The organism is Aquamicrobium sp. YD-1-mutant5 (assembly GCF_059509755.1).
The window spans coordinates 14,755-28,369 of record NZ_JCAKKP010000018.1 but is presented as its reverse complement, the minus strand read 5'-3'; the positions used below and the strand labels follow the sequence as shown (position 1 = coordinate 28,369).

Sequence of the window (13,615 nt, the reverse complement as noted above, 5' to 3'; positions counted from 1 at the left end):
TCGTCCATTTTTGCGTATTGAGAGTGTCCCCATGAGCACGACGACCGGCGCCCCCGCGCCGCGCGATGCGGCCCAAACCAACCGCTATGTGATCGGTGTCGATGTCGGCACCGGCAGTGCCCGCGCCGGCCTGTTCGATCTCGAAGGCCGGATGCTGGCCACTGCAAAACGCGACATCACCCTTTATCGCGAAGCGGGATCGATGGTCGAGCAGTCGAGCGCTGAAATCTGGGATGCCGTCTGCGCCAGCGTGAAAGAGGCTGTCGCGGAAGCCCGTATCGATCCGGCCGCCGTGGCCGGCATCGGCTTCGACGCCACCTGCTCGCTGGTGGTGCTGGGCAAAGGCGGAACACCGCTTGCGGTTGGTCCCTGCGAAGATGCCAGCCGCGACATCATCGTGTGGATGGACCACCGCGCCACAGAACAGGCAGAACGCATCAACCGGCTCGGCCATCCGGTGCTGCGCTATGTCGGTGAGCGCATTTCGCCGGAAATGGAAACACCGAAGCTCTTGTGGCTGAAGGAGAACCGGCCGCAGATCTTCGACGCCGCATGGCAATTCTTCGACCTCGCCGACTATCTGACATGGCGCGCCAGCGGCGATCTCGCCCGTTCCATCTGCACCGTCACCTGCAAATGGACCTATCTCGCCCATGAACAGCGCTGGGATGAAAGCTACTTCCGCAAGATCGGCCTCGATGTGCTTGCCGATGAAGGTTTTTCGCGCATCGGCACGCGCATCGTCGAGCCGGGCACCGCGCTCGGCAGCGGCCTGACTGAAGAGGCTGCAGCGGCCATGGGTCTCGTCGCAGGCACGGCCGTGGCCGCCGGCATGATCGACGCGCATGCGGGAGGCATCGGAACGGTCGGCATTGGCGGCGAGCCGCAGCGCAACCTCGCCTATGTCTTCGGCACCTCCTCCTGCACCATGACCTCGACCAGCGAGCCGGTGTTCGTTCCCGGTGTCTGGGGCCCCTATTATTCCGCCATGGTGCCGGGCATGTGGCTGAACGAAGGCGGCCAGAGCGCGGCCGGCGCGGCCATCGACCGGCTCATCGCCATGCATCCCGCCCACGGCGCAGCGAAAGCCCGCGCCGATGCGAAAGGTGTCGCCCTTCCCTTGCTGCTCGCCGACCTCGCCCTTGAGCATGCCGGCACCGCCACGGAGGCCGTGCGGCTGGTGAAGGGGCTGCATGTCGTGCCCGAATTCCTCGGCAACCGCGCCCCCTTCGCCGACCCCGAGGCGCGGGCCGTGATCGCCGGTCTTGGCATGGAAGACGATCTCGACAGCCTCGTCGCGCTCTATGTCGCCGGCATCTGCAGCATCGCTTACGGGCTGCGGCAGATCATCGAGGTTCAGGCCGAAGCGGGTGCCTGTGTCGAACAGGTGGTGATCAGCGGCGGTGCCGGACAGAGCGATTTCGTGCGCACCCTGCTGGCGGAAGCCGGCGGCAAGCCGGTGGTGGCGCCGCGCACCGAAGAGCCGGTATTGCTGGGCTCCGCCATTCTGGGTGCGGTCGCCGGCGGCGCCTTCGCCACGATGGGCGAAGCGATGGCGCAGCTTTCGGCTTCCGGCAGCGTCCATCAGCCCGCGACAGGCGCCATCGCCGATCTGCACGCAGAGCGCTACGCAGCCTTCAAGGCCTTGCAGCTGGTCTACCGCGACATGCGCGCCTGCTGAAAGGGGATGCCCCGGCATCCCCTTTGCGATTTACGATTTGCCTTCAGGCAAGGCTTCAGATCCGCGCCTCGATCAGGAACGGCCCTTTTCTTGTCAGCGCCGTCCCGAACAAATCGATGAATTGTTCTATCGTGTCGGCACGGGCAGCTTCCACACCCATGCCGCGCGCGATCAGGCACCAGTCGAGGTCGGGCGAATCCAGATCGAGCATGCGCCGTGCGTTGCGCCCAAAAGTGTTGACGCCGACATTGCGCATTTCGCCCTGCAAAATGGCATAGGCACGGTTTGACAGGATGACGGTCACCACGTCGAGATTTTCGCGCGCCTGCGTCCACAGGCCCTGCACTGTGTACATGCCGCTGCCGTCGGCCTGCATGGCCACCACCTTGCGCTCAGGACAGGCAATGGCGGCACCAACTGCCAGCGGAATGCCTTCGCCGATCGCGCCACCGGTCAGCGGCACATGATCATGCGGAACCAGCCCCGGCGACAGCGCCGTCAGACGTCCGCCCGAGGTAATCGCCTCATCGATCAGGATCGCGCCCTCGGGCAGGGCACGCGCCACAGCCACCGAAATGCTGTCCGCATCGAGCACGCCATTCGGAGCAGCGATCTCGCGCTGGTTGAAACGACCGGCCACGAATGGAGCATCGCCACGCACGCCGATTTCGGCGGCAAGCGCCTCAAGCGCGCCGGCCAGATCGTGCTCATGCTCTGCAAGCTGGATGACCTCGCAGTCGGCCGGCAGCATCGCGCCGGGCTTGCCGGGATAGGCAAAGAACCCGACCGGCGCATGCCCGCCGAGACAGATCGCCACTTCGAATTCGCGCAGTGCCTGCACCGCCTGATCGACATTGTAAGGCACCGGCCGGGCCGCAACCCTGCCGGCACCCCGCGCGGTGCGGTCGGAGGTCTGCGAAAACAGCGCCGCACCGGTGGCAGCCGCGATGCGCCCCGCGGTTTCGAGGGCACCGGCGCGCAACGCCCGGCCGGCCAGAATGATGACCGCGCGTCTGCCGCTGCGCAGCGCCGCGCTTGCAGCGGAAAGCACGTCAGCCGAAATGGCGGGCGGTTGTGGCAGGGTTACGGGGCCGAGCGTTTGGGGCTGCACCTCGCCCCACGCCGCGTCCGCCGGCAGGATGAGCGTCGAGACACCGCGGCGCATCTGCGCCTCGCGATAAGCCTCTTCCGTGCGCGTGCGCACTCCGGCGGCGCTTTCGATACGGCCAACCCAGTGCGACATGGGCCGGGCAAGGCCTTCGATATCACTTGTCAGCGGCGCATCGTGCCTCAGATGATAGGTGGCATGGTCGCCCACCACATTAACCATGGGCGTGCGGGCGCGGCGGGCATTGTGCAGATTGGCAAGACCGTTGGCGAGCCCCGGCCCCGTGTGCAGCAGGGTGGCGGCAGGCTTGTCGGCCATGCGCGCGTAACCGTCGGCGGCGCCTGTCACAACGCCCTCGGCCAGACCCAGCACGCAGCGCATCTGCGGCTTGCGATCAAGCGCGGCAACGAAATGCATTTCGGAGGTTCCCGGATTGGCGAAGCAAACGTCAATGTCGTTCACCAGAAGCACATCGCAAAGCATGTCGGCCCCGTTCATATCTTCCCTTTCATCATTCATTTCATCAGGCGGGATCCGGCCGGGGCTGGCCCCTACCGCCTCTCAGCCGTGGCTGACGGCCCGGACAGGTGCCGTTGTTCAGAAATAGTCTGACGTTGGCAAGGATCACTGCCCCTGAGGCAGATGTACCAGCCCTTCTTGGCGCAGCGGTCGCCCTGATCGCAGCCGCAAAGGCACGGCCAGCCTGCACACTCCTACCTTCACAGGGATGACAGCTTGCAGCCCCGGCGTTCACGCCCACGCCGGGGAGGACATCAGGCATCGACAGCAGCAGGACGCTTCTGCGCGGGGATCGGACTAACTCCAGTCGGCGGAAGGCATGGGCTCCAGACCGGCAATATCAGGCGACAATGCCGTTCCGAATCCGGAAGCTGCGAGCGAGCCGATCCCGACCCTGCCACCTTCGAGCTTCAGCCGGACAACACCGTTCTGGAGATGATAAAGGTCGCCATGCGCGGCCAGAAAGGCCTGCGCTTCACCGTGAGGGCGATTGCCGAAGCCATCTATGAAGTGATGGGCATTCTTCTCGACATGGGTGAGCCCCAGCCAGCTGACCAGTGCGAGATCCTGCTGCAGGGAAATGCCGGGCTCGCATGTCAGGTCTTCAGCGGAGAGGAAGTAGCGCGCCGCGCCGTCGCCGTTCCAGGCCTGAGCCCGGGCGGCGTTCAGTATCGACTTGTAGAAGCCCTTGCAGGTCTTCGACGACACGCCCGTATAGCCGAGCGCGCGGGCTGTCGGGAACGCATCCAGCCCACCGTCCGATTCATCGATGATCACCGGAATGCGGTCGGCAAGACGGTCCACCGGCTCTGCCAGCGCGCGGTCACGCCGCACCGGCTGTTCGAGGCACAGGAGAGCCTTGCTGAACCGGCACAGCGCCGGATCGGCTTCCATCCGCGCAAAGAATGCGGCAATGGCCTCACCATCGGCGAACTGTTCGTTGCCGTCGAGGGTTACGCGGTAGTCGATGCCGCTTTGGTCCAGCAGCGCGGCGATCCGGCCGAGCCGGTCCAGATCCACTTCCGCATCACCGCCGATCTTGATCTTGTAATAACGGCAGCCATAGGTCGCGATCACTTCCGACAGCGTCTCCGGCAAACCGTCATTGACGCGGCTTTCCTGATCGCCTGGCACCAGCGGATCGACCAGCCCCACGGTGTGGCGAATGTCCATGCCGGATGCGGGATGATGCGAGGCAAGGAAGGCATCGAGATCGAAGCCATCCAGCTCCGGCACCAGCGGCCCCGTATGCATGCCCGCCAGATTGGCAGACATGGCCTGCGCAAAACTCGTGCCCTTCGCCCGGCACAGGGCATCGAGAATGGCGCGGTCGAGCATCGCCATGCCGAAGCTCGCGATCAGCGGATTGAGCGCCTGCACGGCACATGCGTCATTGAGGTCGAAGTAGCTGGTCTCGAAAAGCCCGTACGCCGTTTGCAGGCCGGAGCCGAGGCGTGCCTCGGCGGCCAGCTCGATGGAGCGGCGCAGTTGGTGATGGTTCTGGTCATCGGTGAGCGAGGGGTTCTTGTCGAACCATTTGGCGCTCAGCGCCTCTGCCGCCCAGCCGGTGGCTTCCTGCCCGTTCTCCAGACGGATGCGGACCGAGACTACCGCCTGCCGTCCACCCGTCGCGGTCTTTATGCCGAAGCGAAACGGGATGCGCAGCCGGTAAGGCCGCTCGTAGCAGCAGACGTCGACGACCCGGAGCCGTACCGTCATGCCGGCACGAAGCGCGGGTCGTCGCCGCTCTGACGGCCGGTGAGCATGTCGTAGATCTTCAGCGACAGCGCGCCGAATTCCGGCGTGATGCGGCTTTCGACGGTGCGCGGTCGCGACAGATCGATATCGAGCACGGTGTCGATGCGTCCCGGACGCGGCGACATGATCACCACCCGATCCGAAAGGAACACGGCTTCCGGAATGGAGTGGGTGACGAACAGAACGGTCTTGCGGGTATCGGAAGCCTCGCCCCAGATGCGCAGCAGTTCCAGGTTCATCTCGTCACGCGTCATCGCGTCGAGAGCACCGAACGGCTCATCCATGAGCAGGAGCTGAGGGTTCAGAAGCAGCCCACGGCAGATCGCGGCGCGCTGTTGCATGCCGCCCGAAAGCTCGCGCGGCAGCTTGTTGGCGAATTCCTTCAGCCCGGTGAGTTCGAGAAGCTGCATGGCCCGTTCGCGGTAGTTGCGCGGGTTGAGGCCTGCCAGTTCCGCCGGCAACAGGACGTTGTCGAGGATGGTACGCCATTTCAGCAGCACGGCGGCCTGAAACACCATGCCCACATTGGGGATCGGCTTCGTCACCCTCTGGCCATCCACCATGATGGTGCCGGCGCTGCGCTCGCGCAATCCGGCCACCACGCGCAGCAGGGTGGATTTTCCGCAACCGGACGGGCCGACGAGCGAGATGAACTCGCCCTGCCGAACCGCCAGATTGATGTCACGCAACGCCTCGACCGGCCCCGATGCGGTGCCGTAGGTCATCGAGACCCCGTCGAGCTGGATGGAAATATTGTCCACTCTGTCTAGCCTGTCTTCAAAGGTTATTGAACGTCGAACGGAAGCTCAATCTTGGTCAGGAACGTGTCGTCATATGCGTCCGCGCAATCCACCTTGGTGGGCAGGCCCATATAGGTGTTCACGAGGTCGACCGATCCGCACATCTTGTCCTTGTCGATGGCGCCGATGCCGTTTTCCTTGAAGGTCTGCGTCTTCATCAGTTCGAAGCCGAGATCCATGTTTTCGCGCAGCGCCACCACATCGATCTCAGGCACGGCCTTCTTGTAGATCTCCATCGCGCCTTCAGGATCGTTCATGACATCCTGCCAGCCCTTGTAGGCCGCTTCCAGAAAACCGCGAAGCGCTTCGGGCCGGTCCTTGATGGTGGCCTCGCTGGTCATGATCGACATGGCGTATAGCTGGAAATTGTAGTCGGCCCAGTTCAGCGTCACGGCATTGCCCTTGCCGACGGCCTTTTCCGCCAGCGGCAGGCCGGTCGTGTAGTCCGACACCGCATCGGCGCGCCCTTCCGCAAGCGCCACATATTTGGCCGAAGGTTCGATGTTCACCCATTTGATGGAGTTGGGATCGATGCCGTTGGCATTGGCGAAAGCCGGCCAAACCAGACGCTGGCTGTCGCCGGGAGGTGCGCCCACGGTCTTGCCAGGCAGGTCGGAGGGCTTGGTGATGGGAGCGGAGGCCTTGGAGAAGAAGTTCATCGGCGTGCGGTCGAAGATGATGCCGACAACCTTCACCGTGGTTCCCCGCGCCCGCGAGCCGATGACGACTGCGGCATCGGCAAGACCGGCATCGGCGCGACCCGTGTCGACCTTGGCGATGGAATCGCCGGAACCCTTGGAGTTCTCGATCACCACGTCGAGGCCCTTCTCGGCGAAGTAGCCCTTCTCCTTGGCCACCCAGTAGGCGGCATGGTCGCCAACCGGGAACCAGTTCAGCGCGAAGGTGAATTTCTCGTTGGCCATGGCCGGTGCCGCAGCAAGTGCTGCAACCATGGCCGTTGTGATCATCAGTGCAGTCTTCATCCCGTTCGCTCCCATTTTTGCGGTTATCGGATGGTGACAATAATTCCGGCTCAGGCGTCTGTCCCCTCGGCCCATGGCGCCAGATAGCGCGACATCAGCCCGACAGCCGCGAACAGCAGCAGACCGATGATCGAGATATAGATGAGCGCGGCGAAAGCCAGCGCGGTGTTCATGCTGCTCTGGCTGGTCACGATGACATAGCCGAGACCAGTCTGCGAAGCGACGAATTCGCCGACGATTGCGCCGACGACGGCGGAGGTCGCCGTGACCTTCAGCGCCGACAGGATATAGGGATAGGCGTTCGGAATGCGGATCTTGGCGAACACCTTCCATTTCGGCGCACTGAAGACGCGGCCGAGATCGATCATGTCATGATCGATCTGTGAAAGACCAACCGCCGTGTTGATGACGACGGGGAAGAAGCCGATCAGCGCGCCCATCAATATGTTGGGAAGAATGCCGTAGCCGACCCAGATCAGGAACAGCGGCGCGATTGCCACTTTGGGAAGCGTGTTGAGGAACACCAGAAACGGCATCAGCGCCCGCGAAAGCACCGGCGACCAGGCGATCATCGTGCCGAGCAGAACGCCGCTGGCGGCCGCCAGCAGGAACGCGCCCACGATGGCAAGGCCGGTGGCCCAGATATGCCCCCACCAGTCGATCGAGGTGTCGAGCATGGCGTCCAGCACCGAGCGCGGGCTTGGAAGCAGATAGGGCTTGATCTCGCCCCAGCTCACGGCCGCCTGCCAGATGGCCATGATCGCCAGGAAGAGAACGATGGCGGGCACCAGTTCGAGAAGTTTCTCGCGCAGCTTCGCCATCGGATCAGTCCAGCCAGCGCGAGAGATTGGCGCGGACGAAGTCGTCATCCGCGAGGTCGGCATGCAGGCGGCTGACGCGGGTCAGCTCTTCCGCCTGCCCCGGCGAAAGCCCCTCTTTCGGATCAAGGCACCAGATGCCCTCCAGCAGGCCCTGCCGGCGCAGGATCTCGTGACAGCCAGCAATGCAGCCGTGGAAGTCGTTGACGACGTCGAAGAAGGCGCTGTTGCAGTCGGTCACCCGGGAATCGAGCGCGAGCATGTCGGCCGAAACCGTATCCTTCGCCGCTTCCGCGCGACAGCGTTCGAAGATTTCGACAGCGCCTTTCGTCCACACCGACCAGTGGCCGAGCAGGCCGCCCCTGAAGCGCAGCGTGACGGGCTTTCCGTCGCGCATCACGGTGAACGGCGTCACCAGATCGAGCACGATGTGATCGTCATTGCCGGTGTAGAGCGTGACCTTGTCCTCGGCCCCAGCATCGACGATGCCGCGCACCACATCGACGGTGCGATAGCGGTTGAAGGGAGCAACCTTGATCGCCACCACATTGGGAATGGCGGCAAAGCGCGCCCAGAAATGCGCCGACAGGTGCAGGCCGCCGACCGCCGGCTGCAGATAGAAGCCGATCAGCGGAATCTCTGCCGCCACCTGCTCGCAATGCGCAATCAGCGCATCCTCGCCCTGGCCCTTGAGGGCGGCGAGGCTGAGCAGGCCGGCATGGTAGCCGAGCGATACGGCCGCCTTCGCCTCATTGACTGCCTGCGCGGTCGGACCGGCAAGTCCGGCAACCATGACCAGCGTGCGGTCGGTCCAGCTTGCAGCCTCATCTGCGGCAAGCGACAGCACCCGCTCATAGAGCCCGACTTCGCGAATGGCGAACTGGGTGGTGTGCACACCCACCGCCAGACCGCCGGAGCCCGCATCGAGATAGTAGCGCGTCAGCGCCCGCTGCCGGCGCTCATCGAGCTGGCGATCGGCATTCAGCGCCAGAGGGTGGGCAGGAATGACAGTCCCTTCGCGCAGAAGGTCCATCGCAGCCTGCCGGGCCTGAGGAGTGGCTTTTCCGGTCATGTTCAGAACGCTCCGCTCCGGGCTTCGAACTTGGTGGGCTTGTTATAGGCAATTTCGCCGCGGGCAACCCAGTCGGCGGTCCAGTCGAGCATTGCCGTCAGCGGAACCGACGGGTAACCGAACAGCCGGTTGGCCTGCGCGGTGTTGGTGAGCCAGGCGGTGGTCGCCTCGGAACCGAACAGGCGCGGCTCGACGTCAAGGCGGTTCGCCAGTTCATGGACCAGCCAGCGCACCGAAAGGGTTTCCGGACCCGACACATTGATCGGGCTGGTGATTTCGGTGGAATGAGCCAGACAGCGCAGCGCCTGCGCATTGGCGTCGCCCTGCCAGATCACGTTGACGTGCCCCATCAGCGACAGATCGATCTGGGTCCCGGCCTTGACGCGGCTGGCGAGATCGTAAAGCACGCCATAACGCAGATCGATGGCGTAGTTCAGCCGGAACAGCCGGCCGGGCGTGCCGTGAACACGCGAGAAATGCTCGAACATACGCTCGCGGCCAAGGCAGGACATGGCATATTCGCCGCGCGGCTCGGGCGGCGTCGTTTCCAGCGCGCCCTGCTGCAGCACATCCATCAGCGGATAGATGTTGCCGGTGGAGAAGGCGACGATGCGCGAGTCGCGATAGGCATTAGCGACCAGCGCCGGCGAATGGGTGTTCATCGCCCAGGTCAGCGCCTGATTGCCTGAAGCACCGAACTTCATGCCGGCCATGAAGATCACGTTGCGGGCCTTGGGAAGCGCGTTCACCTGCGCCTCGTCCAGCAGATCGGCCCTGATGGTCTCGACGCCCCAGGACTCAAGCTGCGCCTGCAACTCGGGCTCGCTGAAGCGGGCAACGCCGATCACCCGCTTTTCGGGTGCCGCACGCTTGGCCATGCGCGCCAGCGTTGGGCCCATCTTGCCCGCAACACCGAGGATGATGATGTCACCGTCGACCGAGGCCAGATCGCGCACCAGAGCGGGCGTTGGCCGGGTCATGTATTCTTCGAGTTCCTCAACGGAACCGAAGCTTTCGGGCAGCGCGGTGGCGGCCAGACCGGAATCATTGGCGATTGTCTGATGCAAGATCGGCTCCCTCATGTTCTTTTCTTGCCGATGACATTATCCGCAGCGAAAGAAGATTTCAACTATTTGGTTGAATTTTTGCCGGAAATTTTACGTCGCAATATTTCAATTGTTTTTCAATGAGTTAAATCTCGATAGAGCATTCCTCACCGACGCCACGGATGGCCACAGATGTGGTTCCATGGCGACACAGCCTGCATAGCCATCCTCCTCCAGCGCCCTCACCTGACCGGCCCAGTCGACGTCCCCGTCGGCCAGCAACTCCCATGAATTGTCGGCATGGACGCGGGCGTCCTTGAAGTGGACATTGCGGACCAGATGACGGCAGGCGGCATAACCGTCCGGCCAGGGGGTGTCGCCGTCGATCAGCGCGTTGGCGGGATCCCAGTTGATCCCGATCGGTGCGCCGGTGGCCGCAATCAGGGCAGCTGAAAGCGCGCCCGTATTGGCCCAGTGGCTCTCCTCGTTCTCGATGATCAGGGATACATTCGCACTCTGCGCCAGTTCGGCGGCGTGGGCGAGCACATCCGCGACCCGTCCGGGCGCACGTCCCGAAGGCCGGCCGCCGCGGTGAAAACTGAAGGCGATCAGGTGCTGCGCACCGCTGGCCACGGCGAATTCCAGTGATTCCGGCAAAAGCCGTTCGACATGGTCGCGCAGCAGCGCCTCTGCATCCGCCCATGCATCGTGGAACTCGCGGTCCATCCACGCCAGATTGGAGCTTTGCGCAGAGTCCGGCGGCAGGGGAATCTTGAAGAGCCCCGGAGAGATGGCGCTAATGCGCACATCGAAGTCACGGATCGCCCGCAACAGCCGCCGCCGTTGCGTCGGGCTCAGGCGCGGCACGCGGGCATCGTGCATGCCGCGCAGCTCGAAATGCCGCACGCCCCATTCCAGACCGAGCTCGAAGGCGGTTTCGGGCGAATCCGACAACTCGTCGGTAACGATGGCGGGAATCATGATCAGGGCGTCCTCCGGCATTTGCATCCAGAGGGTAGACCGTCACCGGGGGCGTTTTCAACTATTTGGTTGAATCGAGGATCGGTAACGACCAACTCACGCTCTGCAACGCCGCTGGTCGGCCCGCGCCGGGGCGCATGCACGACGGCATCAGGGCCGCAGACCCGCCAGCGTCAGCGCAACGATATGGTCCCGGTAGACGGAAAGGGCTTCCGGCGTGGAAAGATCCCGCCCGAAAATCGCCGACATGGTGACGCCGTTGGCGAAGTAGAAAAACGTCATGCCCGCGATCGAGATATAGAGGTCGAGCGGATCGATGCCCTTGCGAAACACGCCTTGCGCCTCGCCTTCGCGCAGGGTCGCCCCGATCATCTCGATCAGTGGCGAGTTCGTGCGCTGAAAAGCATCGGAGTCCCTGACGTGGGGGCCGCCCAGCGCGTTCTCGTCGGCCAGCATGCGAATGAATTCCCGATGCCGCGCCAGATAGCTGAGCGAGAAATCGATGAGGCGCACGATGGCGTCCTGCGGGGGCAGCGATCGCAGATCGAGGTCTTTTTCGCGCAGGCGTATCTCGGTATAGGCTTCCTCAAGCGTGACGCGGTAAAGGTCGTCCTTGCTGCCGAAATAATAATAGACGAGCTGCTTGTTCAGACCGGAGCGGGCGGCGATGCTGTCGACACGCGCTCCGTTGAAACCTTTCTCGGCGAATTCCGCCCGCGCTGCGTTCAGAATGATCTCGCGCGCATTTTTACCCGTCTTATGAGCGGCGCGGGTTTGAGATTTCGCCATTCACAGTCCGCATTGCAAATTCTGTTGAAGTACCGGATTTCCTGCAGCCGTCCCGCCTCCAGTCAATGAAGCCGTCGGGCAAACTGAACCTTATGATAGCCATTCTTTCAGCATTTCGTAAGAGCGCCGCGCCTGTTTAAAGACAGGCCGGATATAATTCCACGCTGGACCCGAAATCATTCCCACACAGCAAAGGGTGGTTCCGGAAGATCTCGCAAGCCACGTCAGCTGCCAATCTTCCGGCCAGCAGGAAGTTGCTTGGCGTGCTCTTTTTCACGATCGAAATGACATTGGCAGGGAATAAAACCAGTCGGAGGAAATCATCCGCCGGGCAGGATGGTGGCGAGCGTATCGCCTGCCATGAGCTCAGAACCGGGTTTCGCTTTATGCTGCAGGATACCATCTGCAGGCGCGGCAATCCGCATTTCCGCTTTCATCGCCTCTATGATGGCAATCGCATCACCCTTGCGAACGCGGGCTCCGTCGTCAATAAGCCACCGCTGCAGAATGGACGGCATCGGTACGCCGACTATTCCCCCCCCGGCTTCCTGTGAGGAGGAAGCCTCGTCCGCGCCATCCGGCGAAGCCGGGGCAGCAGCAAACTTCCCCCAGAACGCAGCCGGCAGAGCAAGCTGATGGCGCTTGCCATCAATTTCAATGTAGGTGCGCACCAGATCGTCTTCCTGGGCCTCGACCCGGGGGGCGGGAGGCGGCAGGTCGAGTTCGGTTTCGATCCAGTTGGTATGGACGCCAAAATGCTCGGCAGACGTAAAAGCCTCTTCCTCAAGCACCGCGCGATGGAACGGCAGGACTGTCGCTATTCCTTCGACCTGAAATTCCAGCAGGGCGCGTCTGGCTCGATGAAGCGCTTCCTCACGGGTGGAAGCGAAGACGATGAGTTTTGCAAACAGTGAATCATAGAGCGGCGGGACAATTGATCCGGCTTCGACGCCGCTGTCGAGCCGCACGCCGGGTCCGGAGGGCGCGCGAAACCGGGTGATGCGTCCGGGCGTCGGCAGGAAACCCCGACCCGGATCTTCCGCATTGATGCGGAATTGAAAGGCGTGCCCCAGCGGCTCCGGCGTTTCTTTCACACGCAGCGGCAGCCCGTCGGCGATACGCAACTGTTCAACGACGATGTCAATGCCGGTCGTCACTTCCGTGACGGGGTGTTCGACCTGAAGGCGCGTGTTCACTTCGAGAAAGGAAATCAGTCCGTCGCGCGACAGCAGAAATTCCACCGTGCCCGCCCCCACATATCCGGCAGCGGAACAGATTTTTCGGGCAGCGTCGTGGATCCGCTGCCTCTGTTCTGCGCTCAGGAACGGGGCTGGCGCTTCCTCGACCAGTTTCTGATTGCGGCGTTGCAGGGAACAGTCACGCGTTCCAAGCACCAGAATATTGCCATGGCTGTCGGCCAGAATCTGCGCCTCGACATGGCGGGGCTTGTCGAGAAATTGTTCGGCGTAGCAGTCACCACGCCCAAAGGCTTCGGTTGCCTCGCGAACCGCGGACTCAAACATGTCGCCGACGTCCGCAAGCGAGCGGGCGACCTTCATGCCCCGCCCACCACCGCCGAATGCAGCCTTGATCGCAATCGGCAACCCGGCACGCTCAGCGAAAGCGACAGCTTCCTTTGCCGAAGAAAGGGGACCATGGGAGCCGCGGACCAGCGGAGCACCGACACCGGCTGCAATGCGGCGCGCCTCGATCTTGTCACCCAGCATGCGGATCACATCCGGTGAGGGCCCTACCCAGACCAGCCCGGCGTCAAGCACCGCCTGCGCGAATTCAGGCCGTTCGGAGAGAAAACCGTAACCCGGATGGACGGCATCCGCTCCCGAGCGCGCCGCAATGTCGATGATCTTGTCGATGGCGAGATAGGTATCCGAAGCGCGCCCGGCACCCAGCGACCATGCTTCATCCGCATATTCGACATGAAGCGATGCGGCGTCAGCGTTCGCATAAACGGCAACCGATTCAATCCCGTAGTCGCGCGCTGCACGAATGATGCGCAGGGCGATTTCGCCTCGATTGGCGACGAGCAGCTTCTTCATTGC

Annotated in this window: 11 protein-coding genes; 1 reads left to right on the top strand and 10 read right to left on the bottom strand. The window is 63.2% G+C overall.

What is annotated here, in order from left to right:
- The first annotated feature begins 31 nt into the window (after positions 1-31).
- Positions 32-1,681 (top strand): FGGY-family carbohydrate kinase, encoded by a 1,650-nt coding sequence (locus AC5XE7_RS18110; protein WP_495367069.1) that lies wholly within the window; start codon positions 32-34, stop codon positions 1,679-1,681.
- A 55-nt stretch (positions 1,682-1,736) separates the two neighbouring features.
- Here the strand turns inward: AC5XE7_RS18110 and AC5XE7_RS18105 are convergent, their stop codons facing one another.
- The 10 genes from AC5XE7_RS18105 to AC5XE7_RS18060 all read right to left on the bottom strand — a co-directional run bounded on the left by AC5XE7_RS18105 (position 1,737) and on the right by AC5XE7_RS18060 (position 13,612).
- Complete coding sequence (locus AC5XE7_RS18105; RefSeq protein ID WP_495367068.1) at positions 1,737-3,287, bottom strand: acetolactate synthase large subunit; 1,551 nt, start codon at positions 3,285-3,287, stop codon at positions 1,737-1,739.
- 318 nt (positions 3,288-3,605) lie between these two features.
- Positions 3,606-5,027 carry an enolase-like domain-containing protein gene (locus AC5XE7_RS18100; RefSeq protein WP_495367067.1) on the bottom strand — a complete coding sequence of 474 codons (1,422 nt, stop codon included), beginning with the start codon at positions 5,025-5,027 and terminating at the stop codon, positions 3,606-3,608.
- Entirely contained in the window at positions 5,024-5,827 is an 804-nt protein-coding gene (locus AC5XE7_RS18095; protein ID WP_495367066.1) for an ABC transporter ATP-binding protein, read from the bottom strand. The genes AC5XE7_RS18100 and AC5XE7_RS18095 overlap by 4 nt, the downstream gene beginning before the upstream one ends.
- Positions 5,828-5,850: 23 nt before the next feature.
- Complete coding sequence (locus AC5XE7_RS18090; RefSeq protein ID WP_495367065.1) at positions 5,851-6,849, bottom strand: ABC transporter substrate-binding protein; 999 nt, start codon at positions 6,847-6,849, stop codon at positions 5,851-5,853.
- Between the two features lie 50 nt (positions 6,850-6,899).
- Entirely contained in the window at positions 6,900-7,670 is a 771-nt protein-coding gene (locus tag AC5XE7_RS18085; protein ID WP_183832415.1) for an ABC transporter permease, read from the bottom strand.
- A gap of 4 nt (positions 7,671-7,674) precedes the next feature.
- A complete protein-coding gene (locus AC5XE7_RS18080) occupies positions 7,675-8,739 on the bottom strand; it encodes a dihydrodipicolinate synthase family protein (RefSeq protein WP_495367064.1) in 1,065 nt (354 codons plus the stop codon).
- Positions 8,740-8,741: 2 nt separating this feature from the next.
- Positions 8,742-9,806: an NAD-dependent epimerase/dehydratase family protein gene (locus AC5XE7_RS18075; RefSeq protein ID WP_495367063.1), complete on the bottom strand. Its 1,065-nt coding sequence runs from the start codon at positions 9,804-9,806 to the stop codon at positions 8,742-8,744.
- A gap of 105 nt (positions 9,807-9,911) precedes the next feature.
- A complete protein-coding gene (locus AC5XE7_RS18070) occupies positions 9,912-10,787 on the bottom strand; it encodes a sugar phosphate isomerase/epimerase family protein (protein ID WP_495367062.1) in 876 nt (291 codons plus the stop codon).
- Between the two features lie 129 nt (positions 10,788-10,916).
- A complete protein-coding gene (locus AC5XE7_RS18065) occupies positions 10,917-11,555 on the bottom strand; it encodes a TetR/AcrR family transcriptional regulator (RefSeq protein ID WP_495367061.1) in 639 nt (212 codons plus the stop codon).
- 320 nt (positions 11,556-11,875) lie between these two features.
- Positions 11,876-13,612 carry an acetyl/propionyl/methylcrotonyl-CoA carboxylase subunit alpha gene (locus tag AC5XE7_RS18060; RefSeq protein ID WP_495367060.1) on the bottom strand — a complete coding sequence of 579 codons (1,737 nt, stop codon included), beginning with the start codon at positions 13,610-13,612 and terminating at the stop codon, positions 11,876-11,878.
- Positions 13,613-13,615: the final 3 nt, after the last annotated feature.